Source organism: Deltaproteobacteria bacterium (assembly GCA_023382265.1).
GTDB lineage: Bacteria > JAMCPX01 > JAMCPX01 > JAMCPX01 > JAMCPX01 > JAMCPX01.
The window spans coordinates 16,671-41,259 of sequence record JAMCPX010000031.1 but is presented as its reverse complement, the minus strand read 5'-3'; the positions used below and the strand labels follow the sequence as shown (position 1 = coordinate 41,259).

17 protein-coding genes are annotated in these 24,589 nt (G+C 47.5%); 14 read left to right on the top strand and 3 right to left on the bottom strand.

Features of this window, described 5'->3' with window-relative positions; all coding sequences use genetic code 11:
- Positions 1 to 68: 68 nt before the first annotated feature.
- Both glpK and M1381_06055 read left to right on the top strand, forming a co-directional pair.
- Positions 69 to 1,559, top strand: a complete 1,491-nt coding sequence (glpK, locus tag M1381_06060; GenBank protein ID MCL4478651.1) for a glycerol kinase GlpK — start codon at positions 69 to 71, stop codon at positions 1,557 to 1,559.
- Between the two features lie 26 nt (positions 1,560 to 1,585).
- On the top strand, positions 1,586 to 2,521 hold the full coding sequence (locus M1381_06055; protein MCL4478650.1) for a hypothetical protein: 936 nt from the start codon (positions 1,586 to 1,588) through the stop codon (positions 2,519 to 2,521).
- Positions 2,522 to 2,651: 130 nt separating this feature from the next.
- On the opposite strand, the gene M1381_06050 is transcribed toward M1381_06055, so the two are convergent.
- Together M1381_06050 and M1381_06045 are read right to left on the bottom strand one after the other, a co-directional pair.
- Entirely contained in the window at positions 2,652 to 3,185 is a 534-nt protein-coding gene (locus M1381_06050; GenBank protein MCL4478649.1) for a hypothetical protein, read from the bottom strand.
- A gap of 38 nt (positions 3,186 to 3,223) precedes the next feature.
- Positions 3,224 to 4,027, bottom strand: coding sequence for a hypothetical protein (locus M1381_06045; GenBank protein MCL4478648.1), 804 nt, complete (start codon positions 4,025 to 4,027; stop codon positions 3,224 to 3,226).
- A gap of 298 nt (positions 4,028 to 4,325) precedes the next feature.
- Here M1381_06045 and M1381_06040 point away from each other — a divergent pair, with 298 nt between their 5' ends.
- The 5 genes from M1381_06040 to M1381_06020 all read left to right on the top strand — a co-directional run bounded on the left by M1381_06040 (position 4,326) and on the right by M1381_06020 (position 16,138).
- Positions 4,326 to 7,073: a hypothetical protein gene (locus tag M1381_06040; protein MCL4478647.1), complete on the top strand. Its 2,748-nt coding sequence runs from the start codon at positions 4,326 to 4,328 to the stop codon at positions 7,071 to 7,073.
- A 74-nt stretch (positions 7,074 to 7,147) separates the two neighbouring features.
- Complete coding sequence (locus tag M1381_06035; protein ID MCL4478646.1) at positions 7,148 to 8,407, top strand: hypothetical protein; 1,260 nt, start codon at positions 7,148 to 7,150, stop codon at positions 8,405 to 8,407.
- Positions 8,404 to 9,561, top strand: coding sequence for a hypothetical protein (locus M1381_06030; GenBank protein MCL4478645.1), 1,158 nt, complete (start codon positions 8,404 to 8,406; stop codon positions 9,559 to 9,561). The genes M1381_06035 and M1381_06030 overlap by 4 nt, the downstream gene beginning before the upstream one ends.
- Positions 9,562 to 9,637: 76 nt before the next feature.
- A complete protein-coding gene (locus M1381_06025) occupies positions 9,638 to 12,766 on the top strand; it encodes a hypothetical protein (GenBank protein ID MCL4478644.1) in 3,129 nt (1,042 codons plus the stop codon).
- Between the two features lie 252 nt (positions 12,767 to 13,018).
- Positions 13,019 to 16,138 (top strand): hypothetical protein, encoded by a 3,120-nt coding sequence (locus M1381_06020; GenBank protein MCL4478643.1) that lies wholly within the window; start codon positions 13,019 to 13,021, stop codon positions 16,136 to 16,138.
- 189 nt (positions 16,139 to 16,327) lie between these two features.
- Here M1381_06020 and M1381_06015 read toward each other — a convergent pair whose 3' ends face one another.
- Positions 16,328 to 17,068, bottom strand: a complete 741-nt coding sequence (locus tag M1381_06015; GenBank protein MCL4478642.1) for a C1 family peptidase — start codon at positions 17,066 to 17,068, stop codon at positions 16,328 to 16,330.
- Between the two features lie 184 nt (positions 17,069 to 17,252).
- Here M1381_06015 and M1381_06010 point away from each other — a divergent pair, with 184 nt between their 5' ends.
- The 7 genes from M1381_06010 (at position 17,253) to lpdA (ending at position 24,447) form a co-directional block, all read left to right on the top strand.
- Positions 17,253 to 18,554 carry a glycosyltransferase family 39 protein gene (locus tag M1381_06010; protein ID MCL4478641.1) on the top strand — a complete coding sequence of 434 codons (1,302 nt, stop codon included), beginning with the start codon at positions 17,253 to 17,255 and terminating at the stop codon, positions 18,552 to 18,554.
- Between the two features lie 123 nt (positions 18,555 to 18,677).
- The gene (locus tag M1381_06005) at positions 18,678 to 19,085 is read left to right on the top strand and encodes an SCP2 sterol-binding domain-containing protein (GenBank protein ID MCL4478640.1); all 408 of its coding nucleotides are present in this window, start codon (positions 18,678 to 18,680) and stop codon (positions 19,083 to 19,085) included.
- Positions 19,086 to 19,098: 13 nt separating this feature from the next.
- A complete protein-coding gene (locus M1381_06000) occupies positions 19,099 to 19,605 on the top strand; it encodes a rubrerythrin family protein (protein MCL4478639.1) in 507 nt (168 codons plus the stop codon).
- Positions 19,606 to 19,624: 19 nt separating this feature from the next.
- Positions 19,625 to 20,584 (top strand): thiamine pyrophosphate-dependent dehydrogenase E1 component subunit alpha, encoded by a 960-nt coding sequence (locus M1381_05995; GenBank protein MCL4478638.1) that lies wholly within the window; start codon positions 19,625 to 19,627, stop codon positions 20,582 to 20,584.
- A gap of 10 nt (positions 20,585 to 20,594) precedes the next feature.
- On the top strand, positions 20,595 to 21,569 hold the full coding sequence (locus M1381_05990; GenBank protein ID MCL4478637.1) for an alpha-ketoacid dehydrogenase subunit beta: 975 nt from the start codon (positions 20,595 to 20,597) through the stop codon (positions 21,567 to 21,569).
- 73 nt (positions 21,570 to 21,642) lie between these two features.
- Positions 21,643 to 23,049 carry a 2-oxo acid dehydrogenase subunit E2 gene (locus tag M1381_05985; GenBank protein MCL4478636.1) on the top strand — a complete coding sequence of 469 codons (1,407 nt, stop codon included), beginning with the start codon at positions 21,643 to 21,645 and terminating at the stop codon, positions 23,047 to 23,049.
- Positions 23,050 to 23,052: 3 nt separating this feature from the next.
- Positions 23,053 to 24,447 (top strand): dihydrolipoyl dehydrogenase, encoded by a 1,395-nt coding sequence (gene lpdA, locus M1381_05980; protein ID MCL4478635.1) that lies wholly within the window; start codon positions 23,053 to 23,055, stop codon positions 24,445 to 24,447.
- The last annotated feature ends 142 nt before the right edge of the window (positions 24,448 to 24,589 follow it).

Here is a 24,589-nt window from a genome sequence, read left to right as displayed (position 1 = left end):
GTATTGGACGATGTGCGTGTTTAAACGTGATAACATGGGTTCAAATATGATAAACATGAGGAGGGAGTATGACAGAGTATATACTCGCAATTGATCAGGGCACTACTTCTACGAAGGCTCTGCTTGTAGATGCGTCGATGCAGATCGTCGCATCCGCTTCAAACGAGCTTCAGCAGATATATCCAAGACCGGGATGGGTTGAGCATGATCCTGCCGCCATATTGAAGATCACGGGCGACAGTATAAGATCGGTTATCGCAAAGTCTGGCATAGACCCGCATAAGATAGCGGCAATAGGTATCACGAATCAGAGAGAGACAACGGTACTCTGGGATAAAAAAACGGGAAAGCCGGTTTATAATGCCATTGTATGGCAGTGCAAGAGGACATCCGCGATTGTGAATAAGTTAAAAAAACACGGGTATGAAAAGATTTTTAAACGATCAACGGGCCTTGTTCTCGATCCCTATTTTTCGGGAACAAAGATCATGTGGCTGCTTGACACGATAACAGGGCTCAGGAGGCGGGCGGCCGCAGGAGAGATTGCATTCGGCACTATCGATTCATGGCTGCTCTGGAATCTGACAGGTGGTATAAACCATGCGACAGATGTCAGCAATGCATCGAGAACGCTGTTATTCAATATAAAGCATTTGAGATGGGATGATGAGCTTCTAAAGATAACAAATGTGCCGCAGTATATCCTGCCGGAGGTCAAGCCAACCTCAGGGATATTCGGTTATACAAGGGGTTTTTCGCCGCTTCCCGACGGGATTCCGATCACGGGTCTCGTGGGGGATCAGCAGGCAGCCCTGTTTGGACAGGCATGTTTTGATGGAGGCACGGCAAAGGCAACCTACGGCACCGGCTCTTTTGTCCTTTTCAATACATCCAATAAACCTGTAATGTCCAATCATGGGCTTTTAACAACCATTGCATGGCAGATCAAGAACAGGATTACCTATGCCCTTGAAGGAAGCGCTCTTATAGCAGGGGCTGCAGTTCAATGGGCAAGGGACGGGCTCGGCATCATAACCCGATCAGAGGATATTGAACCGCTTGCATCGCAGGTGACCGACAGCGGCGGCGTGATCTTCGTGCCTTCATTGAGCGGGCTTGGCGCACCGTGGTGGAAAAGCGGTGCAAAAGGCATAATAACGGGCATAACAAGAGGGACAACAAAGGCACACATCGCAAGGGCAATACTTGAAGGCATCGCATCGCAGGAATCCGCACTTCTGCAGGCAATGAAAGAGGATACGGGCCAGAAGATAAAAATACTTAAGGTGGACGGCGGTGCAAGCAATAATAATCTTTTAATGCAATTCCAGGCCGATATTCTCGGTATAACCGTTGTGAGGCCCATGAATGTTGAGACAACATCCATCGGAGCTGCCATGCTCGCGGGGCTTGCAATAGGCATGTGGAAGAATACTAAAGAATTGGAAAAGCAATGGAAAGAGGACAAAACATTTAAACCCCTCATGCCCGTTGCCCAGAGAAAATCGTATCTCGCAAGATGGGATAGTGCAATAGATATGCTGGTGAAACAAAAATAAAAAACGCTACAAAGGAGATAAAAAATATGAAAAAGAACTGCGTGTTTATTTTCCTGATGTTAATGGGTGCAGTATTGAGTTCGTGCAAGAGCTCTACATCATCAACGGTTTACGTCTCAAGCCTTGCGCCTCCGCTTGCACTGCAGGCAATAGAAAATAACGGGTCAATAACACTTGTATGGCAGACCAGCAATTACGAAGCATACTTTAACGGCTACAATGTATATATGGCACCGGGCAGTATAATTACGGCTACTGCCGATTCTCAAAAAAGTCTTGCATCCGCATTTACGGTTATAAATGGGCAGGCGCCGACAATCCCGTTAAAGCCGCCGGTAACGGGCCAACAAAGCTTTACCGTCAATGGACTCCAGAACGGTACTGTTTACGCCTTTGCAATAAGGGCTGTGGGAGAAAACGACTCTATCTTAAGCTACAGCAGTAATATTGTTCTTGCAGCACCAAGGCCGGAGGCATCAGCTCCGGTAACTTTACATGTATATTCGGCAGATGCCGCAAAATCAGGCCTGGTGTTAAACGGATTTACGGTTGTTGACTGCAGCTCATTGAATTCTAATACTTATAAGACGGCGACAGGCGGCAATATAATGGCGCAGGGGCTTACTGCTGGTACTGAATCTATATTGCTTAACGGCATAAACGGAGGCTCTATAATGGATCTGGGTTATATGTCTGACTGGGATCAGGCCGGCTCATTGCCGACAGAAGGCTATCCGATAACAGGCTATACAGTGCCGGCTTTAATCGGCCATGTGTATGCGGTGTGTACACAGCTTGTTCCGAAACCTAAAACTTATGGTTATGACTGCGCACCCGATGCCAATTATGGAAAGATACAGGTACTTGATGAGAATGATCCCAACTTTGGCGGACCCGGCACGGTGACATTTAATGCGGCTTATCAGCCGGTATCCGGGATGAATACGCTGTCCGTAAAGTAGAAGCAGCCTGTATTTATGTTCCCCGGCAGGGGCAGATACACGGTCTGCCCTGCAATAGAACTGCGATACGCTTCCCCCCCGTAACAGGCTTTTTGAAAGCGGAATTAAATGGGTGATGGTTAACCTGCTGTTATTTCATGCCGCGGTAGCCTATGCCTTCTGAAGGGCTGTTATTCTGGTGATTCATCATGTTCTCATGCTGCCTCATTTCCTGATTGCGGTTCTCCATCATTTCACGCATATTCATCTTCTCTTCATTCTGTACCTGTTCGTTTACATGCTGTGCTTCCCTTATCGCTTTTTCATTGTGCGTTTCTTTTGCGTTCTTTTCCGCCGCGTTGATGCTGGCATAAACGGATTTCATTACATCTCCGAGTTTGAGATTATACTTCCGGGCGATCTCCCCCCAGCCAAGCCCTTGTTTTCTTAAAGCGAGTATGCTGTCCACGGGCTGGTTTGTTTTCTTTGCTATCGCGGATGCGATAGCAATCTCGCCGCTGCCGAAATGTTTTGCCTCAAGCCCCTTGAGGGCTTTTGAGTTCATGCCTGTGATGTTTTCCATGGCGTTCTTGTTCACCTCTGAATTTCCCTGCGCATTTGCGTACAAACTGCAGGCAAAAACGAACGCAGATACCAATGTTATGACCGTTAAAAGCTTTTTCATATATACCTCCTTTCTTTATTGTTTAGACAAAATATAGATCAAAACGTTACGAACAGTCCAAGTGTAAATGTCGATATGGTTGAGGTGTAATAGCCGATGACAGGATAGCTCCCGCTGTCCCTGTTAGATGAACCCGGCATACCGGTACCCATTGCCATTGTACCAATGCCTCCTCTATTCTGGATCGGGTTATTGGCGGTAGTGTTGTTTGCAGGAGAGGTCGAAATACCCGTAGACAGCCTGTATATAGCATATACGCCAAAATACCGGATTATATTGTAGGACGTGCCGAGGCTGATCGCCGTATCCTGTTGAGATACATTCTGCGAGATGGCAGTGTCCATGGTTCCTCTTGCGATTATAGACCATTTATAAGCCGGATAAAGGTACAATCCGATGAATGCACCTATAAAACCTCCTATCCCGTACACATCATAATAAACAGGACCGGCTCCGATCTCTACATTATGAACCAATGAATACCTTGCTTCAAGTCTTGACAGGAAAAAATAATATCCATAAGCATTCGGTGTGGCTGCAAAAGTGTAGCTTGCAGAACCTCCAAGTTTCCAGTCTTTATACAATTTATGATAAAGGTCCGCACTGACGATATGAAATTCCATTGAGCTTGCCGTTTGAGTGACATCCCACTCATGGGTGTATCCTACGTCGGCGTACGTTTTTGGAGAAGGGGTATAGCCGAGTGTCCCGTACGCAGTATAGTATATATTATTTTGGTCCGTAAACGATACGTCGCCTCCTACTCCGGGATATATATCCGCATGCGCATTAACACCAGCACATATTACGACAAAAATGATCACCAAACAAAATCTCTTCATTTCAACTCCTTCTTGCCCTGTCTAAACAGGGGCAGTTCATGAACCGCTCCTGCTTTTCATAAGACTTTTTTATTGAAACGATATTACTGAATCGTTCATCATTCAAATTTCTCATCTACCTGCATGACGGTCTGTTACAAGGACATGCCATCCGAGTCAACTATATAAGTTTGAAAAAGTAAACCGGTTTGATTTTTTATGCACAATTTTAAACAGCAGCTGTTGAAAAAAATAGACTTGACAAGAATTTTATTGTACTGTATAAAAAACCCATAATAAAAAATTTTGGGAGGGAAATATGAAAAGCAAAAAAAGATTAGGGTTCTATCTTGCGCTCCTCATTTTAATAGGAGGGGTATCTTTTGCGAATGTAAAAAATTCTTATGCTCTGCCTGAGGTTGATCCGTACTCATTTACTCTTAGATTAACGAACAATGGACTGGGCTGGTTTAACACACAGCTCAACAACATACTCACATCCCCTACGGTTACTACCATGATCCAGAATCTGATCACAAAAGCATTTACCGATTCGACTACGGGAAATCCAAAGGCATTGGTAGATACGTGTTTGAGTATTCCGCTTGTCGGTATGACATGTCTTGCGGTTTATATTCAGGATTGGGATTATGATGGGTATGTATTTACATACACGGTAGGCCCTACAGGAATTTCTGCAAACCCGACCCCATCAGGCTTGCCAAACGCCCCGGCAGGTACCATGGGTGTTAATATCAACCTTGATAATGTTAAACTCGATGTTCATCTATACACAGGCACTGCATACACGTCGACAACCGGTGCGGCTATAACGGATTATGTACTTGCTCACGGTTGGGCAACCGTCCCGTATTTATCCATCGGTGCAAACCTTACGATCCTCGGTGGAAATCTCCCGACCTATTGGCCCACGGCAACAACCCAGCCGAACCCTCAGCCCGGTACCATGATCGGCATCCAGTTGCTTCAGGCAAATCTCGGCGTTGGATTCCACTTTGCGCTTACGCCAGATATGGCATGCCCTAATCCGCTTGTTAACGATGGGAGTCAAACCTATAAATCGTGTTTGATCTCGTCATTGATTCCTTACATAGATGCACAGTTTAATGCACAGGCACAGGACAACTTCAATTCGGCACTTGAATACTACTTCGGTCCAACGATGCTTTATGATGCCGGCACATTAATATCATCGCTAACATTTGCCGATCCGTTTGTAACGGGCGGAAAGATCACGCTCGATGCCGGGTTCTACTGGGGCTTTAAAGCGGACAACAACGGCATAGAATTCTATCCCGGCGGTTTAGGTCTCGGATTGAAATACAACCTCGGCTCCTGCGTAACAATGCCTACAGGTGCGGGACCGATTATTATGAATCCTATCCCGGCTCCGGGTTTTGAGATGGGAGGCACCACACCTACAGGCGGGTCCTACATGGCAGGTATTGCGGTCCATGAAAACGTGCTTTCAGAACTATTGTATAATGTCTACACAGATGGTATTCTGTGCCTCGACGTAAACAAGAATACTCCGACTCTCGGCAGTCTTGTGGGAACGTATCTTACCACCACCATATTCGGCTTACTTATGCCGGCACTTACCGAGTATTATCCCAAGATGCCGATGCAGATATCATTACGGCCAACGCTGATAAGCCCCGAATCGGGTGCATACAATCAGCTGATAGATACGCCGTACATAAAAACCGGTCCTGCAATGTATACAACCATGACAACGACCCTGGGTCCGGTACCGGCTCCATCTACAGGGCCTTCGGGTGTCTGGGGGACTTTAAACGCGGTTATTCCCCATTTTGTTACCGATTTCTATGTAGACACAACCGGGGCTGGTGATTATCAGCGGGTGTTCGGTTTGGATATAAGTCTAACCGCGGGTTTTGGAATTACCGTGTGGACCGATCCCAATCTTCCCGCAGCTGCGCGTGTTGTCAGGGTACTGCTTGCGGATCAACCGACTATTGAGGAATACATACCATATTCTGCAGCATTGCCGCTTACGGTTACCAGTATGCACAATGCAATCTCCCAGATACTGCCGACATTGCTGACAACCGCAATCAACGGCAGATTGGATCTCGCAGTCAATCTCGCACCGCTGCTTGGTATTACATTTGATGCACCCTACATCGGTCCCGCGGGTCTGATTGATCCAACCACAGGCAACCCGAGCTACTTTGCTTTTTATGCATCCATTGTCGGGAATATCGATCCGGGTCTGATCTTTACGCTGCTCAGCTCTACAGGGCTTACGTCTTCACTTGGTCTATCATCACCCCAGCCAAGCCCGATGCAGCTCGGTCTCCCGTATCCTGCTGCAGACGTGTCTGTAGGCGGTTTGAGCGGTTCAAACATCGTTTTGGACGCAAAACAGACGAAAGAAGCAGGCTTGACAGCATACTCGAGTGTTGTCGGCGTGTCCGGGTATGAGGTTAACGGGCAGAACACGGGGATCAACTATGTTTACAGCATGGATAACGGACCATGGTCATTCTATATTTCAGGAAATCACATTGAGCTTAGTAACTTGCTTGAAGGACAGCACACCCTTAGGGTTGAGGCGATTGATGCCAATAGTATGGAATCCGCATCCCCGGCAACGCTGACCTTTGATATTGATTCTATCCCGCCGACACTTTCTGTCACAGGTCCGCAGGGGACGGTGAATGGAAGCAGGGCAACCTTTGAGGTGCAGGCGTCCGACGATCAAACCCCGTCTAACGAGATCGCCATTTTATACAATCTTGATAACAAGGGCTTTACGACGCCGTCTACAAACAAAGATGTTGTACTATCCGGACTCAGCTCAGGCAGCCATTCGGTGGTTATACAAGCCGTTGATCTGGCGGGTAATGCGAGTGATGTCAGTGCCAACTTTAATGTGGTAAACGGTGCCAAATCAGGCTTCTTCGGCTGTTCAACGACATCCGATCAAGGGAATGCGGGCTTGTTAACGCTTCTGTTTATGATAATAGTTCCGCTAGTATTCGTGTACGTGTTGAAGAGAAGGGAAAAGGAAATAAGATAATCGTATTGGCGTCCTGCCTTTGGCAGGACGCTTTTTTAATATTTTTAAACTAAAAAAATGGTGAAGGCTGAAAAGTGAGCAAAAAACGGCGTCAAATCAGGTTAAGATTTACTTATGCACTATTTGCTGTAATTTTGATGTCAGGCTACGGGTGCGGCAGGGCATTTCTTGTAAGCCACACGAGTCCTCTCGGTATGAAAATGCTTTCAAGGATCATCGATAGCGGTACACAGATAGGTGCGTATTCTTCCCTTGCATATACTTCCGGCGGTGTGCCTTATGTGGCGTACAGGGATGGTTATAACGGTACGTTAAAGATGGCATGGCTTGACCGGTCCGGATACTGGGACAATGTTGTGGTTACCGGCGGGACCGGTTACATCGATGCGGGAAGTTACGGATCAATGGGGATATCGAACGGTAATAATTACTATATAAGCTACTTTGATCCCATTTCCAATGCCCTTGAAATGGTAACGGGCCCGTTGCCTTCAAATATAGGAAGTATTGCACAGCCTAAGATGTATACGCTCGATCATGTTACCTCGGCACAGCCTTACAATCAGACGGGCCTTTACACGTCTTTGAAACTCGGGCAAAACGACAAGGTGAACATCAGTTATATGCACGTCGTGCTTGACAGCAATGATCCTTCAAGGGTTGTTGCTGCTTATCCGCGGTACGTTTCATGGTCGTCTGGCACATCCATATCACCGCAGGTAGTTGATCCAGGCATAGAAGGCAGGGCACTGGCGCAGCCGCTCGCGTCCACGGCATATTCCACAGCTATTGCTGTAGCTCCTGACGGAACAATATGGCTTGCATATTATGATGTCTTTGATCATGCGTTGAAGATAGCGAAGAATAAAGGGGGTGCTTGGATAACACAGGTTGTAGACAATTCAGGCTACGATGACGGTCAATACCTTTCCCTCGCCCTCGACAGCAAAGGTTATCCGCATCTCTCATATACCGAGAATACGGGCACAGTAACGATAGCATTGAAGTATGCATGGTATGACGGCTCCGCCTTTCATAATGAGTATGTTGATTATGAGAGCGGTGTCAAGTTTGTCACAAACTCTATTATCCTTGACAGTAACGGCAACCCGGTTATAGCCTACTATGATTCTACGTTCAATCAGCTTAAGGTAGCATTCATATCCGACAACAGGTGGAACATCTCCATACTCGACTCTGCATTGCTGTCGGGGTTTTATCCGTCTTTGGCACTCGCACCGACAGGTACGCCCACTGTTACGTATCAGCAGTATGCACCCGGGTTTAACTTGTTTACAATAAAATTCGGTATTATTGATTACAATAACTTATGAAACGTATATATCTTTTTATTATATTGATAATGGCGGGGCTTTTTATAGTAAACTGCGGCAGAACAGGCCAGTTTACAAGCTCGGGCATGCTTCCCGGCAGTGTTATATACACGGTCGATACCACAGGGGACACAGGCTATTTTTCCTCGATGGCTTTTGATAACAATGGAAATCCATGGATAGCTTATTATGATGCCACGGACGGGGTGTTAAAGCTGGCGCATTATAACGGCGGCGGCTTTGTTACGGAGGTTGTGGATAAGAACGGCGACACCGGTCTATACCCGTCGCTCGCGATTGACGGGAACAATGTGCCGCACATCACATACTATGATGCCACTGACAGCGTATTAAAGTATGCCTATAAAACCCAGCAGGGATGGGTGATCAAGACAATAGATCCGTTTAATCCGAACGGCACATACAGCTCCCTCAAGCTTGATGTAAACGGCAATCCCCATTTTACCTACATAACCGCAGCCCCTCTTAATTACGAGTTGAAGTACGGCTTTATCAGCAGCAGTAACGGGCTTAATCTCCAGTTCGTGGACACCGGTGCTTCTTTGCAGCAGGGGTATGGGACCGGCGACATCAACTTCACGTCCTCGCTCCAGCTCACGCCACAGGGAATCCCGTACGTCAGCTATTATAACGCATCAAACGGGACACTTAAGCTCGGCAGCTATGATACGTCAACCCAGCAGTGGAACCTTCAGATCGTTGCCAACGGATCAGAGTTGCAGCCGTCGTCAAAAGACGTGGGCATGTATAATTCACTTGTGCTGGACAGCGCTAATAATCCGCATATCAGCTATTATGACGCTGATAATGGGACACTCAGGTATGCTTATAACGACGGGACGGGCTGGAATTATGAATACATAGACGCAGAGAGTTTTGTAGGGGCTTACAATTCCATTGCAATAGATCAATTCGGGAATCCCGTTGTTGCATACCAGGACGTAACGAATGACGCATTAAAATTTGCCATAAGAGGAAACAAGGGCTGGAGTACGTACTATGTCGACAGATCGGATATCTACAGAACAGGCTATTGGATAAGCATGGCTAAATCACCCGCAGGCGGGCTCGGCATAAGTTATAGAAACGCAACGAGTCATGCGCTTATGTTTGCATACATAAACTATTATTAAGATATTTTTATGCTATTGACATCCGTTATAGATTTATGTATAATGAGTTTAATAAGAAGGTAAAGGAGGGACAGCCATGGATAACAAAAAATTGTTAGTGGTTACCTTGAGTATATTTTTATACGTATTACTCATACATCCTTATAAAGGATTTGGGCAGACCTATTTTAATGGGAATCAAAACCAGCCTATCCAGCAATATGAACAGCAGCCTATGCCCACTCTTACAGGCGTCTCTCCAAAAGCATTGTATGAGCAGGGCTTTACAGAGGGCACTGCAATAGCTTTAAAGGCTTTTTCCGGCACAACAGCCACAACCCCGGCATTTACTCCGAACCTTACCATACAGGGATTGCCCAATCAATTCAGCCCTTACGGCGTTGCGCCTGACGGCGTTGTTTTAAGGCTTACATCCGGCGCTATAAACGCATTGCAGACACAGCTTGCGAACCTGTTAACATCGGAATACATGATAAAATATATAGGCACCTCACTTAATGGCGAGAACTTTGCAGGCGATTTTTGCTGGGCAACGGCAAACTGGACGTGTCCTTTTGGCTGTCTTGGAAGCTGCGGTTCATGCTCAGGCGGCACTTATACGCCGAATGGCTGCGGCGACGGCCCGTTCTCTCCTTGCAGCTACGGCGGTTCATGCTGTGCGGATGCCAAGTATGGAGTACAGCTTACGGATGATTGTCAGCCTTCAGGCTGTCCCCTGCCTGCGGGTGATGGCATCTTGATGTACTATGATAAGGCAAATGTAACCCTTGCATGGAGCCCGAACACATGTCCTGGCGGCGTGCCTACGAGCTTAAACATAGGCATTCAACTGTACTTCGACGGTAATACCCCTTCATGGGCAAGCCAGTGGTGGCCCAATAACTGTCCTGACAGCAATTGGAGCTCTGGCCCGGGATCTGCGCCGTTATATGTCGGTGATATCAACTATCGTGCCGACATATCTATAGTTGGAACGCTGACAGGTAATGGGTACGCAGCAGTAAATAACATCAGTATTAATGCGACAGCAACCCCCTCATTTACATCGGCAACCACCGCATGGGGTCCTGATACATACTTCAGCTTCCCGCCCGGTTCCGTACATGTAAACAGTGTATCTTTGCCAGGGTTCTATGTACAGGCATTAAACTGGAGCTGTAGCATCTTCGGCTGGAATCCATGTCAGTCGATTGCTACATGGATTAATGGGCTGGTATCAGGATACCTTCAGGGCACTGTTCAAAGCACGATACAAAACGCGTTAAACACCCAGCTCCCGACAATGCTGAACAGCGGGCTTGGCTTACCACTCGATATCAATAAATTGCTCGGAGAGCCGCTTAATCTCTCCACGAACTGCTATTTGTTCGGCGCCTATCCCGACCCTGCCGGCGGACTGTACGGGGATTGCTACGGCGTTAAATTCCCGCTCGATTTCGGCCTGTTGCCTGCCATATATACGCCGTACTATACGTCGAACAGTGCAAGCTGTGACAAATCCTGCGTGGACATGACGAGCTTTAATCCGACAAACGTTTTACTGACCAATCCGCCGACAACCGGCGTAAAGGTTGCGGCAAACGTATTCAACAGTACAACCGTGCCGTCCGGCACATACCTATTTGGAGGCAGTACCCATACGATACAATACGCGGGACAGCCTTATGATCTCGGCATAGGCATGTCCCAGGACGTGCTTAATGAGCTGCTTTACGACATATATCTGTCCGGGCTTGCGTGTATTGACATAAACATAAACACATACCCGTCGCTCGCATCGTATCTTAATATAAATGCGTTTGCGAGGTTTGCCCCTGCCATCGCACAGATAGCTGATCCGAATTCCTACGTTTCGATCTCTTTGATCCCGAGGTCGAGCGGGACGAACAACCCGCCTCCGACATCTTTACAGCTTGGACGCAACCTGTCCGAGACGTTTACGTCCGGTACACTTACCACGAGCATGATCTATGCGGCACTGCCGAACTATCAGATAGATTTCTATGCACAGGTAGGTGGTGTCCAGCAAAGGATGTTCACGTTAAACTGGAACCTGCAGGCAGGCGCGGACATAAGTTACCTTGTTCCCACGCCCTTGCCTCCGTCTACGTACGGCGCATTAATGGTTAATTTCCTGCTTGTTCCCAAGATTACGCAGGTAACGAACATATACCCCGGCATAACGCAGGATATGGTACACGGCATTGCCCAGATCATACCCGTTCTTCTGTCGACCGTGCTCGGCGGCTATATCCAGGCACCGATCAATCTCGGTGCGCTCGGTATAAACGTGGGTTTCTATTATATCGGTCCTGATCCGAATGCACTGGATGCCGATGCCGATGGTACACCTGATTTTCTATCGGCATACGCTTATGCGTACGGCCCGTTGAACTGGCAGGGCATACTCGGTGCGCCGAGGTACCAGGCATTGATGCAGAACGGTGCACCGCACGCTTATATACTGGTACCTGATGGACAGGACATTGGCAAGCAGACTTCAGGGCCTGTTGTCCTCAATACGCTGAATGTCAACGGCATTCAATCAAAGATGCTTGGGATAAGCTCGAGCAATACCGTGATCAATTATGCGGGCTATGATCCTATGAATTACAATGCACAGCTTGAATACACGTACAGGCTTGATGACGGCTTATGGTCGCCGTTTACTACGTCGACAGAGGCGACCCTGCCTGTTCTGACAGAGGGTGTGCATACGTTTGAGGTCATGGCAAAGAACAAGGGTAATTTCTCGGACCTTACGCCGGCATGCCTCACGTTCAGGGTAGACACTGTGCCGCCCGCGATATCCGTTACAAACATGCAGAACGGTGCAACAACGGGAACGAACGTGGAACTCGATCTCAAGGTCTCTGATTATCAGACGCCGTCGGACGAGATCGCGGTTGCGTACAGCCTTGACGGCTCTCCGTCAAAGTCCCTCGGCTCGTCGAGACAGATATTGCTCAGTTTCCTGAGTCCCGGTAAGCACAGTGTTATTATCACGGCAACGGATGCATCTGATAATACGTCAACGCTGGACTTCAGCTTTGCGACAAAGTCATCGTCAAGCTCCGGATGTGCATGGCTTGGTACGCAGGGCACAAGCGGCAGTTCCGGTATAATGTTCCTGCTCATACCTCTGACAGGCATAGGTTTTCTTATCCTTAGAAGAAGGCTTGTATTGCAGAGACACCGCAGGTAAAACATGGACTGCATGGGCAGGGCTTGCATTACCTGCAAGTATATCGCATATAACTATAACAAAGGGCGGCCCGGCGGGCCGCCCGGATAATTGAAAAACGATATTTGCGTCCACCGCATCTGCATTCCCTTTAACCACATAAGGGGAAAAGGGGTTTAAAAAATACCCTGCTGTTTTCTTTGATTGATGATGTTTACATCTGTTATAAAGTAGCGTATAATGAATCAAATGAGAAGGTAAAGGAGAATCAGTATGAATCACAAGAAATTATTATTGCTCAGCATGGGCATATTATTATATGTACTGCTAATATATCCTTATAAAGGATTTGGACAGACCTATATCAATGTAAATCAGGATCAGCCTATCCAGCAATTGCAGCAGCAGATGCCCACTATAAATGTCTCTCCAAAAGAATTGTACGCTGAGGGCATGGCAAACGGCAGGGCAGTTGCTTTAAAAGCCTTTTCCGGCACGACAGCCACGACCACGTCCTATACGCCGAACTTTACGATACAGGGATTGCCCAATCAATTCAGCCCTTACGGCGTTGCACCGGACGGTCTTGTTGTAAGACTTACGGCCGGTGCTATAAATGCATTGCAAACACAGCTTGCGAACCTGTTAACGACGGAGTACATGATAAAATACATCAGCAGCTCGCTCAACGGCATGAACTTTGCAGGGGACTATTGTTATGCAAAAACGGGCTGGAGTTGTCCTTTCGGCTGTATTGCATATTGCGGAACATGTTCAGGCGGCACTTATACGCCGAATGGCTGCGGCGATACCCCTTTCAATCCCTGCACTGTGGGCGGATCATGCTGCGGAGATGTTGCTTACGGCATGCAGCTTACGGATAACTGTGCACCGTCGAGCTGTCCTCTGCCTGTCGGCGATGGAATTCTTATATACTATGATCAGGCGTCTGTAACACTCGGGTGGAGTCCGAATTCATGCTCCGGCGGCACGCCCGCAACTTTGAATATAGGCATTAACCTGTCTTTTAACGGCAATACCCCTTCATGGGCGAGCCAGCCCTGGCCCACTAATTGTCCGGACAGCACATGGAGCCTGCTTACCGGTGCGCCGGTAAACATCGGAGACATTAACTATCGTATTGATCTGCCTTTTCTTGGGCCTATTTCCGGTGATATATATGCTGCTGTAAGCAATATTATAATCAATGCAACAGCAACCCCCTCATTTACATCGGCAACCGGTCCATGGGGGCCTGATACATACTTCAGCTTCCCGCCCGGTTCCGTGCATGTAACCAGTGTATTACTGCCCGGGTTTTATTTACAGGCATTAAACTTTAACTGTTCTATCTTCGGCATTAACGTATGCAGCCTTGTTGATAGTTATGTTAATGGAACAATATCAAACTATCTTCAATTCGTCGTCATGCTTGTGTTACAAAACGTGTTAAACAACCAGCTTCCTGTAATGCTGAATAAAACACTCGGTTTACCCATGGATATCAATGCAAAGCTCGGAGAGCCGCTTAATCTCTCAAAGAACTGCTATTTGTTCGGCGCCTATCCCGATCCTGCCGGCGGACTGTACGGGGATTGCTACGGCGTTAAATTCCCGCTCGATTTCGGCCTGTTGCCTGCCATATATACGCCGTACTATACGTCGAACAGTGCAAGCTGTGACAAATCCTGCGTGGACATGACGAGCTTTAATCCGACAAACGTTTTACTGACCAATCCGCCGACAACCGGCGTAAAGGTTGCGGCAAACGTATTCAACAGTACAACCGTGCCGTCCGGCACATACCTATTTGGAGGCAGTACCCATACGATACAATACGCGGGACAGCCTTATGATCTCGGCATAGGCATGTCCCAGGACGTGCTTAATGAGCTGCTTTACGACATATATCTGTCCGGGCTTGCGTGTATTGACATAAACATAAACACATACCCGTCGCTCGCATCGTATCTTAATATAAATGCGTTTGCGAGGTTTGCCCCTGCCATCGCACAGATAGCTGATCCGAATTCCTACGTTTCGATCTCTTTGATCCCGAGGTCGAGCGGGACGAACAACCCGCCTCCGACATCTTTACAGCTTGGACGCAACCTGTCCGAGACGTTTACGTCCGGTACACTTACCACGAGCATGATCTATGCGGCACTGCCGAACTATCAGATAGATTTCTATGCACAGGTAGGTGGTGTCCAGCAAAGGATGTTCACGTTAAACTGGAACCTGCAGGCAGGCGCGGACATAAGTTACCTTGTTCCCACGCCCTTGCCTCCGTCTACGTACGGCGCATTAATGGTTAATTTCCTGCTTGTTCCCAAGATTACGCAGGTAACGAACATATACCCCGGCATAACGCAGGATATGGTACACGGCATTGCCCAGATCATACCCGTTCTTCTGTCGACCGTGCTCGGCGGCTATATCCAGGCACCGATCAATCTCGGTGCGCTCGGTATAAACGTGGGTTTCTATTATATCGGTCCTGATCCGAATGCACTGGATGCCGATGCCGATGGTACACCTGATTTTCTATCGGCATACGCTTATGCGTACGGCCCGTTGAACTGGCAGGGCATACTCGGTGCGCCGAGGTACCAGGCATTGATGCAGAACGGTGCACCGCACGCTTATATACTGGTACCTGATGGACAGGACATTGGCAAGCAGACTTCAGGGCCTGTTGTCCTCAATACGCTGAATGTCAACGGCATTCAATCAAAGATGCTTGGGATAAGCTCGAGCAATACCGTGATCAATTATGCGGGCTATGATCCTATGAATTACAATGCACAGCTTGAATACACGTACAGGCTTGATGACGGCTTATGGTCGCCGTTTACTACGTCGACAGAGGCGACCCTGCCTGTTCTGACAGAGGGTGTGCATACGTTTGAGGTCATGGCAAAGAACAAGGGTAATTTCTCGGACCTTACGCCGGCATGCCTCACGTTCAGGGTAGACACTGTGCCGCCCGCGATATCCGTTACAAACATGCAGAACGGTGCAACAACGGGAACGAACGTGGAACTCGATCTCAAGGTCTCTGATTATCAGACGCCGTCGGACGAGATCGCGGTTGCGTACAGCCTTGACGGCTCTCCGTCAAAGTCCCTCGGCTCGTCGAGACAGATATTGCTCAGTTTCCTGAGTCCCGGTAAGCACAGTGTTATTATCACGGCAACGGATGCATCTGATAATACGTCAACGCTGGACTTCAGCTTTGCGACAAAGTCATCGTCAAGCTCCGGATGTGCATGGCTTGGTACGCAGGGCACAAGCGGCAGTTCCGGTATAATGTTCCTGCTCATACCTCTGACAGGCATAGGTTTTCTTATCCTTAGAAGAAGGCTTGTATTGCAGAGACACCGCAGGTAAAACATGGACTGCATGGGCAGGGCTTGCATTACCTGCAAGTATATCGCATATAACTATAACAAAGGGCGGCCCGGCGGGCCGCCCGGATAATTGAAAAACGATATTTGCGTCCACCACATCTGCATTCCCTTTAACCACATAAGGTGGAAAAGGGTTTAGGTCTATTTGTCATTGTCGGGGAGATAAGTGCTACTTGTTTATTGTCCAGAAATCATCGGCAAGGGTTTTAAGATATTGATAAGGTATTGTAAAATAGCCGTCCATGCCCCAGCTTTTACCCCATGAATTACGCACGAGAAAACGTTCTTTTAAATCATCATACCCGACAGCCATTACGGCATGGCCGCCGATCATCTTTTCTGAGGCGGCAGGCATATCTACAATACCGGTTTTTTTAACCTTATCCGATTCAAAACTCTCGTATACAGCAAAACCGAATATAAACGGATAGCCCCGGGCAAGGCAGGTCCGCATCTCATTGATATTGAGGATACGGTGGTATGACGTGATCAGGTGCTGCAGCCCGTCTTTGTAAGACTTTTGATCCGGTTTTTGGGCAAACCGATCGATATCGTACGGCCAGATGAGTTCATCACATGCGCCGAACCTGGCGCAAACCTTTATGCCGTCCCTGAGCATTGCACCGCTGTCTTCATCGACGTGCCCCTCAATCGCCCGTTCATTGTAATAAATAAAAAGCCTGCTTTTATCCTCGAACTTTTGTTTGAGAAGGTTTTCGATGAATTCAATGCTGCCAGCTATCGCGTTGGCAGTGCAGCTCCCAAGCTCTCCCTGATCCTCCACCCGCGAGCAGTACGCGCGCAGATCGGTCTTCTCCGGCAGTTTTTCGGGTACGCGTACAATCCTTGCATAAAGGAAATCCCTTTGATCCGGTACATCAGGCCTCCAGCCGTATTTTCTTTTTATCATATAACCTCCGTGTTTTTGCATACAATACGATTTATGTGCGTCGTGTCAACAAAATTGTTCTTTATACCTTAACCGTTATGTGATAAGTGGGAACACAGATCAACCCGTACAATGCATTCGGAAATACGGGTAAAGCCTCCATGCTGCGGTTTTGGCTTGAAGGGAAAATGAAAAAGCAAAGGATATGCGTAACAACACAATTGTATATGTTATATCGATAATGGCAGCGGCATCAATAGGCTGGTTTCTCTTTGACCCGAGATTCGGGGGGATGATAGAATACACGGTCATGCTGTTGTTCTTTGTGTTCATCGGCGGGTTTGTGATCGTGTTCTATGCTGAGAATGATGAAGAGAGAAGGTATTTATTTTTCATATTCGTTACCGCATTGTTTTTAAGAATGCTTGTTTCAATGCTTGTTCATTCACTGCTTCCGCAAGGCTATTTCGCACCCGATGAATCGGGCATTTTATTCAACGGGAAGATGATCGCGCATTATTGGTCAGGCAGCGGCAGCTATAACACAAAGATGATCGACGGGGTGCGTTTTTTTGCGGGCACCATATTTTACATCTTCGGATATAAACCGCACATTCTATTTTTATTTGTAAACTTTCTCGGTGCGATGTCCGTTCTGAACATCTATTTTATAGCCAGACGGTTATTCAATGAGCAATCTGCGAAATACTCCTCCATAGTGGCTGCCGTTTTACCGTCGCTTGTTTTATGGTCATCCCTGCCGTTAAAAGACCCTTACACACAGTTTCTTATAACATTTATAATACATCTTACATTAAGGCTCAAGCAAAGGCTGAGAATTAATAATGTATTTCTGCTTGTCGGTTCCATCTTGCTGTTAGGGTTCTTCAGGGCTTATCTGCTGTTAATGGTACTTGTTCCCATTGCCTCGTCTTTTATTCCGTACAGGCCGGATACGTTCATAAGAAATGTCGTGGTGATATTTGTGCTTGCGATTGTATTTGCTGCATTCCTTTCTTCTTATGAATCCAAACAGGTCCCGCTACAGGGGGAAAAACCGCAGTCCGTGTTTCAGACATTGGAACAGACGAGAACGGGATTTTATCAGGGCGGATCAAAAATACTCGGGCATATCAACGTATCAAATCCCGTTGATGCGATCATGTACCTGCCTCTGTTATTGACCGTGTTCCTCCTTGCCCCTTTTCCATGGAACATTTCGGGCAGTATTCTGCACAACGTTGCAACGGCAGAAGGACTGATCTGGTATTACTTTTTTTACTACGCGATAAAAGGGCTGATAAGGTCATTAAAAGAGGGCAGGTTTAATATAATGCCTGTGCTGGTGATCATAGGCGTGTTATCGTCTGCGTATGCGCTTGCAATAACAAACATGGGTGCCGCGTACCGTTTTAGAGGACAGGTGTCCATTCTGATACTCGTGTTCAGCGGATACGGGCTGTATCTAAAGCGTGTGGAGAAAGAAAAACGAATAGACAACCCCTAAATTGTCCGCCTCTTCTTGACATGTTCGTACACTTTAAATAGCATGATCCTATCATGTCCCGTATGATATTTGATGCAAAGGGTATAAGGAATTCGATTAAAGGTTATATATAAAGGAGGTTTTATGGCATTCCCATATACAGGTGACAAACAAAAGGCCGATGAGTTCTTGTATGAGTTTTTCCTGAAAACAAAAACGGACCCTTCATTGTTTGAGGGGTGGAAAAATCTCGGCATGATGGTCGGCGTTCAGATACCCGATTTAGGGCTCGGCTATGCAATCGACTGTTCGTCTCTTAAGGATGTCATCATCACAAGAGGCTATCCCGAAAAACCCAAAGCAGCGCTTAAACTGAACAGCGATGTATTCCACAGCCTATGGATAGGGAAGCTTAATATTGTATGGGCATTTTCAATGCGGAAGATCAAGACGGAGGGCAACATCGCGAGTATTATGAAATTAACATCACTTATGCCTAAAGGCATAGAGATGTATAAGGGTTATTTAAAGGAGAAAGGTATTCCAGAATAAGTGGAGGTAAAAAATGAGAAAAATGACGGAACAAAATCTCAGGTCGGCATTTGCAGGCGAATCTCAGGCACACATGAGGTATCTGATATTTGCCGAGAAAGCCGGGAAAGAGAATAAACCGAATCTTTCAAGATTGTTTAAAGCCGTTTCCTATGCGGAGCAGGTCCATGCGGCAAATCACTTCCGTGCTCTCGGTGATCTTAACGATTCTTCGAAGAACCTGCAGGCGGCTATTGACGGCGAGACTTATGAAGTAGAGGACATGTATCCTGCTTATAAGGCCGTTGCAGAGCTGCAGGGCGAGAAGTCTGCCGTAAGGTCGACCAATTTTGCGCTTGAGGCGGAAAAGATTCATGCCGTGCTTTACAAAAAGTCGAAAGAGGCGGTGGACCAGAAGGGCGGGGACATAGAGTTGAAAGATGTTTATATATGTGATCTGTGCGGATACACGGTTGAAGGCGAGGCACCGGACGTATGCCCGATCTGCGGTGCCAAAAAAAATGCATTTAAGAAGTTTTAGGTTTTTTTGAGGAGGTTTTATGGAAAAGGGTTTCCTTCTTGGCCTGTATGAAACGATGTTCAGAATAAGGAGTTTTGAAGAAGAGGTAAAAAGACAGTTTGAAGACGGCAACATCCCCGGCTTTATCCACATTGCATCAGGCCAGGAGGCTGTATCGGCAGGCGCGTGTGCAGCTCTTGAGAAGGATGATTATATAGGTTCTACCCATAGAGGACATGCCAATCTGATAGCGAAAGGCGGTAAAACGGACCGCATGATGGCAGAGCTGTTTGCAAGATCGACGGGCTATTGCAAGGGCAGGGGCGGATGCCTTCACATCACCGATATGAGCGTGGAAAGCCTTGGGGCAAACGGTATTGTTGCCGCCGGGATTATTGTTGCCAACGGGGCCGCACTGACGGCACAGCTTAAAAAAAATAAAAAGGTCGTTCTAAGCTTTTTTGGCGACGGGGCTGCAAATCAGGGTAAATTTCATGAGGCTTTAAATCTCGCATCCGTATGGGACCTGCCCATTATTTTTATCTGCGAGAACAACCTTTATGGTGAAGCGACGCCTCAATGGCAGCACATGAAGATAAAAGACATATCTGTCAGGGCAAAGGCTTACGATATGCCTGGCATCAACGTCGACGGCCAGGATGTATTAAAAATATACGAGACTGTTTCAGAAGCCGTTAAACATGCAAGGGACGGCAATGGACCAACACTCATCGAGGCGAGGACTTACAGATTCCACGGCCACCATATAGGAGATCCGGAAACCTACAGAACAAGAGAAGAGGTCGAGGAATGGATCGAAAAACGCGACCCTGTAAAATTGTATAAAGAGAGACTTAAAAAGGAATTTAAGATAAAGCCGGAAGATATAGATAAGATCGAAAACAAGATAGCAAAAGAAATCATTGATGCTGTGGAGTTCGCAAGCAGCAGCCCGACGCCGGATCCGTCAACCCTGACGGATTACGTCTATGCAGGATAGGAGTTAAAATATGAGTGAAAGATTGATTACAGGTAAGGATGCGATAAGAGAGGCTCTGATAGAGGAGATGAAAAGGGACAAAAACGTATTTCTTCTTGGAGAAGACCTTGTGCAGTCAACGTTCGGCGTTACGGAAGGACTTCTGGAAGAGTTCGGTAAAGAAAGGGTAAGGAATACGCCCATCAGCGAGAATGCAATTATCGGAGCATCGATCGGTGCGGCACTTACAGGCATGAGACCAGTGGCAGAGATCATGTTTGCCGATTTTCTTATGGATGCGATGGATCCGATTGTCAATACGATGGCGAAGGCGCGGTTTATGACCGGCGGCCAGGCAAAGGTACCGATGGTCATAAGGACCCCGTCTGGTGCAGGGCTTTCTGCCGCGGCACAGCATTCCCAGAGCCCCGAGGCAATATTCATGCACATACCCGGTATCAGAATTGCGGTGCCTTCGACCCCTTATGATATGAAGGGGCTGTTAAAAACAGCCATCAGAATGGATGACCCTGTCCTTTTCTTTGAGCATAAGATGCTTTACTACGAAGGTGGAGACGTACCCGAGGGTGAGTACACCATTCCTTTCGGTAATGCCGACGTAAAAAGGCAGGGCAGGGACGTAACGATAGTGGCCGTGCTCGTTATGGTGAAAAGGGCATTGATGGCCGCGGATACGCTTGCTGCGCAGGGCATTGACGTTGAGGTTGTTGATCCGAGAACCCTGAATCCTCTTGATATGGAAACGATAATTAACTCGGTAAAAAAGACGAAAAGGCTTATCACCGTAGAGGAGGGCGTAAAGACGGGAGGCATAGGTGCAGAAATAGCGGCAAGGGTCGCGGAAGAGGCATTGGATTATCTCGATGCACCTGTTAAAAGACTCGGGGCTTATGACATTCCGATACCGTTTTCACCTTTGCTTGAAGAGTTGATGTACCCAACCGAGGACAGCATAGTGGAAGCGGTAAAGAAGCTGCTCGGGTGACTGAAATGACTCATGATTTTTTCATCATAACGCTGCAGGGGCACCGCGGCTTCAATGACATAAGGAGGGCATTATGATTACGAATGTCCTGATGCCAAAACTCGGTCTTGTGATGAAAAAAGGCAGGATCATAAAGTGGTATAAGCAAGCCGGTGATTATGTAAAAGAGGGTGAGAAACTGTTCCAGATCTCGACAGAAAAGGTTACGATAGACGTAGAATCAAAGGGTAACGGGTACCTCAGGGCCATCTATGCCCAGACGGGAGCAATAGTTCCTGTTTCCGGCATTATCGGGCTTCTTGGAGATAAGGATGAACCTTTACCCGATATGAAATCCCCGGTTTATGAGATGGATAACGAGGGTATAGGTGACTACGCTGCGCCAAATAATGCAGGGGCAGGTTTAAAACCTGCCCCTGCGGACGTATATAAGGAGAATAACATCAAAGCCAGTCCCGCTGCAAAGAGGCTTGCAAAAGAGAAGGGCATAGACATCTTAAGGGTGAGAGGGACGGGGCCCGGCGGAAGGATCACCGAATCGGATGTGATTAACTTTAAGCCCGCGGAAACCGCGGGTATTAACGCTGAAGATTCTGTTGCACTGGCAAAGGACGCGCGGTCAACGCCTTATGCAAAAAAACTTGCACAGGAGTACGGCGTAAACATACAGCGGGTTTCACAGGCGGCTGGTGACAGGAAGATATACGCACACGATGTTATAAACCTCGCCCAATCATCCGGCTCCCTCACCAATGGAAGAGGGGCAGATAAAGGAGAGGCGGCCGGGGGTAATGAACAGTCGGCAATACTGCCGCTTACAGACATCAGGAAGGCCGTTGCAGAGCGGATGAGTTACAGCGCCCATACCGCTGCTCCTGTAACGCTCGGCATGGATGTCATCGCCGCAGAGCTTTTGAAGCTTAAGATAGCAATGGCGGTTTCGTATCCGTCCGATAAGATAACTATAAATGACATCCTTGTTAAGCTTGCCGCAATGGCACTGAAAAAACATCCGCTCGCGAATGCATCATTGGAAGATAACGGCATAAGGGTATATAACATTATCAATGTGGGTATAGGCGTTGCAATCGAAGGGGGATTGATCGTCCCGGCAATCACTGATGCGGATAAGAAAAGCATCGTCCGCATCTCAAGAGAATCAAGGGACCTTATAGAAAGAGCGAAAACGGGCAGGCTTACGTATGAAGAGTTGTCGAGGGGAACGTTCACGATCACTAACCTCGGCGCTTTTGGTATTGACATGTTTACACCCATTATCAATCCTCCGCAGTCAACGACACTCGGCGTCGGCAGGATAATTAAAAAGCCTGTTGTCATAGATGACAGGGTTGAGGCCGCACCGGCAATGGTTCTAAGTCTTACATTTGATCACAGGATTATTGACGGAGCACCTGCCGCACAGTTTTTGCAGACAATAAAGCTGTACGTTGAAAATCCTTACCTTGTATTAGGGGTATAGGCTATGGACTATGACGTTTGTATAATCGGCGGCGGGCCGGCAGGCTATCTTGCAGGCATAAGGGCAAGCCAGCTTGGTGCAAGGGCCTGCGTAATAGAAAAGGATCTGCTCGGCGGCGTATGCACAAACAGGGGGTGTATACCGTCAAAGGCATTGCTTGAGGTTGCGAATCCCATTTTAGCTGCTTCAAAATGGTCTGAAATGGGCTTCAGTATAGAACAATCAAGAATCGATTTTCCGATGGTAATGTCGAGAATGAACGGCGTCGTATCCTATGTGCGTGCAGGGATCAAAGCCCTGCTTGATTCAAACAGGGTGGACGTCGTCAATGCTAGAGCGGAGTTTATAGACAGGTACACGATTAAAATTAACGGAACGCAAACTATTACATCAAAATATATACTCATTGCAACAGGCTCTGTCCCGGCATTCCCGGACATTCCTGGTATTGAACTTGAAGGTGTTAGTTCAAGCGACGGGCTTTTCGCACTCAAAGAGATACCAAAAAGGGCCGGCATTATAGGTGCTGGTGCAATAGGCATAGAGTTTGCGACCATCCTTAAGGCGCTTGGTTCCGAAGTTACTGTTCTTGAGTACATGGACAGGCCTGTGCCTCTTATGCACCCCGATATCAGCACATTTATAGAGAGCCTCATGCGCGGCATGGCGGTTAACCTGTACACGTCATCACGGGTAACCGGCATAACGGCATCCGGAAGCAGCTTGAAAATTGAATTCGCAGGGCAGCACGGTGCAAAGGATTCAACATCTGTGGATCGCGTCTTCGTTGTAACGGGAAGAAAGTCCGGTACAAAAGGCATCGGCATCGAGGACATCGGGATATCCACGACGAACGGCTGGATCGATGTCAATATGGCAATGAGGACAAGTGTCGAGAATATTTATGCAGCGGGCGATGTGAACGGCATCAGACTGCTTGCACACGCAGCGTTTCATCAGGGGATAATCGCAGTAGAGAATATGTTTGGAATGAACGGGATTTATGAGCCGGAGCTTGTTCCGTCTGTTGTTTATTCAAATCCGCCCGTTGCACAGGTGGGCATGGATGAACCGGCATTGAATAAAAAGGGTGTGGAGTACAAGATCGGTGTGTTTGAGCTTTCAAACAGCCCGATGGCGATTGTTCACGGAGAGCCGTCTGGATTCGTAAAACTCATTGCAGATAAAAAGTATGGAACTATTCTCGGTGCTGTTTGTGCGGGCGAGTATGCTTATGAACTGTTACCTGTTTTTACGGCAGGCATCGCGGGTGAGATTACCGTGGATGAGTTGAGAAGGGCTGTTTACGCGCATCCAAGCCTATCGGAGGCGATAGGCGAATCGGCATGGGCAGTTGATAAACTGTCGATGCATACCGTTAAAAGAAGCGGTAGCTGAAACCGGTACGAAGCGGAAACCCTCTGTCCCCGGCTGCTGTTGTGTAAGGCCGGCTGCACCAGAGATGCGGTATCCATGCAAAAGCAAAAAAGATATCGCAGGGGCAACTCTGTGCAGCTGCTCCATTGACAAAAAAGCGATA